General features: G+C 64.3%; 2 protein-coding genes. Both read right to left on the bottom strand.

What is annotated here, in order from left to right:
- Positions 1–1,670, bottom strand: a 1,670-nt coding sequence (locus GXY33_21360; GenBank protein ID NLX07695.1) for a hypothetical protein, incomplete at its 3' end; no start/stop codon positions are given.
- 5 nt (positions 1,671–1,675) lie between these two features.
- Positions 1,676–2,422: hypothetical protein (locus GXY33_21365; protein ID NLX07696.1), on the bottom strand; the 747-nt coding region annotated here is incomplete at its 5' end.

Consider the following 2,422-nt stretch of genomic DNA (forward strand, 5'->3'; position numbering starts at 1 on the left):
AGGGCGGTGGCGGCTTTGAACTCGGACCACGGCCAGACCAGATTGCGATAGGTTCCCGGGTTGGTGAGGCCCCACTGGCCCTGACAGAGCCGCAGGCCCTGTTCGATGCTTTCGGCGGGAATGCCTTCGGGCAGGTTGAGCAGAAAGCCGGTAAAGACCTGGCTGGTGATGGTTTTGGCTCCGGCGAAGGGGAGGAGGGTTTTTCCGCGGAAGTTGGCCTTGAGGCCGCGTTTGAGTTTGGCCAGCACGCGGCGGTAGGCGGGGTCGATGGGCCGGTCGAGGACGGCGGCGGCGGCGGTGAGGGCCTCGAGGGACTTGATCGTAGTCAGGACGTGGAAGGTGTCGTTTTTGCGGTGGATGGATTCATCGGCCCCGCGGCCTTCGACGACGCAGGCGGTATTACCTCGTTCGCGGACGATGGCGGCGAGGAGGAAATCGCAGATGTTCTTGATGAGATCCCAGTAGTTCTCCAGGACGGCTGGGTCGCCGGTGTGGAGGTAGAGGTCAAAGACCTCCATGACGATGGCGCCGTTGTTGAATTTCTGGATGTCGGGGTATTCGCGGGCGTCGGCGTAGTTGAGGGATTCGCCGCGGTGGTTCATGAACCAGGGGAAACAGGCGCCGGGTTTGTCGAGTTGGCGGGCGTAGGTTCGGGCTTGCGGACGGGCGAGCTCGTAGCCGTCGATGAGGCGTTTGGCCTCGGCGAGGCGGTTGGCGGCGAGCAGTGCCTTGTGCGGGAAGATGGCGTCCCAACTGTTGGTCACGCCGCCGGCCCACAGCAGCGGGTAGTTGCCCAGGGAGATCAGGCCGGTTCGCGGATGCTGGTGGGCGCGGATCAGGTAGAGGCTCAGTTCGTGGAGGTATTCGAGCCGGGGATCGGGCAGCGTGAGGGCGGACCGGGACGAGAAGCCTCGCCAGCGCTTTCGGTGATCGCGGAGGAGGGCGTCGGGGCCGGCGGATTTGAGGCGGGCGAGGGTCTTGCGAATGTCCCTGGCGTGGTCGGCGGTGTCGGTTTGGTCGAGGACGATCAGGTACTTGGTAAAGGTCAAGGGGGCTTTTAGGTCGGCGAGGATCAGGCGTTTACCGTCGCGGGTCTCGGCGGCGGATACGGCTGGATGATCGGTCCAGAGAAGGGCGCGGCCTTTGACGCCTTTGATGTCGTAGTCGGCGGTGATCGCGTTGTTTTTGGCATGGGCGGAGAAACGGTAGCGTCGGTCGGCGGGCAGTTCCAGGACTCCCTGCGACCAGGCGGTGGTGGGGCTGTGGAGGTTGAGGGCGATTTGCGGGCGGTCTTTCGGCACGCGTTTGACGTGGCAGCGTTCGACGAGGACCTGCTCGTCGAGCAGGAAGGTTTCGAGGCGGATGCGGAAGTCGGCGGCTTCGACGTCGGTGGTCAGGACGGCGGTTTTGGGGTCGAATCGCTGGTTGAAGGAGCCGACTTCGAAGACTTCGCCGCCGCCGGCGATGAGGGTGTAGGTGGACTGGACGATGGGCAGGATGGGTCCGCGGCGGTCGCGGTGGGCGGATTTGTACCAGGCGCAGATGGCGGATTCGTGCTGCTCGATATGGAGGCGACCGGAGTCGCAGTGCATAGAGCCGGAGTAGTCGATCAGGACGGCGTCGGCCCCGTTGCCCAGGAGGAAGGGGAAGTACGGCTGTCGATCCGGCATGGCGGTCATCCCCAGTTGCCCGACCATACGGGTTTTCGCGGGAACAGGTCGGATAGCAGCGAGGCGAGTTGGGGCGTGAGGGCGGGCTTGGGATCCAGGAGTTCCCGGAGTTCGGCGAACGAGAGCATGCCGAGGACCATCTGCATCATTTCGAACTCGGGGATGGCGAGGCGCAGGTCGGCGTTGGCGGTTTTGGCGGGTTTGATTCTGCCGTCGGCGATCTCGAGGGCGGCGGAGTCTTTTTCGATGTCGATTTCGATTCGTCCGCGGAAGTCGGGGGCGGCGGAGTCGGCGAGGCGCGATTCGAGTTCGGGCGTGAGTTTTTCCAGGAGCGAACCGAGGTTGACGATCTGGAGCATGTTGGCGGCGACGCTGCCGTAGGTTTCGTTGACCTGGAAGTGGATCGGGATGTCGGCGAGGGCGCGGAGGATTTGTGGGTCGAAGGGAAATCGGGCGGTGATTCGCGGATAGCCCTTGCGGAAGGCGATGTTATTGAGGTTGGCAACGAGGGTCGCCAGGACGTGCGGTTTGTCGCGCGGGTAGGCGAGGTCGGCGATGACGAGACGGGCCTCGAATTCGGTGTATTCGCGGTCGAGCTCATAGGCGAAGGCATAACCGAGGACGCGGCCGTCGTCCTCGAAGACGAAGAAGACGTCGTTTGGGCCGGGCGGCTGGGCGGCGCGGTCGGAGACGAGGCGGCCCTGATAGCGTTGGCGGAATTCGTCGGCGAGACGGGCGTAGTCTTCGGCGTG

This window comes from Phycisphaerae bacterium (genome assembly GCA_012729815.1).
Classification (GTDB): Bacteria; Planctomycetota; Phycisphaerae; order JAAYCJ01; family JAAYCJ01; genus JAAYCJ01.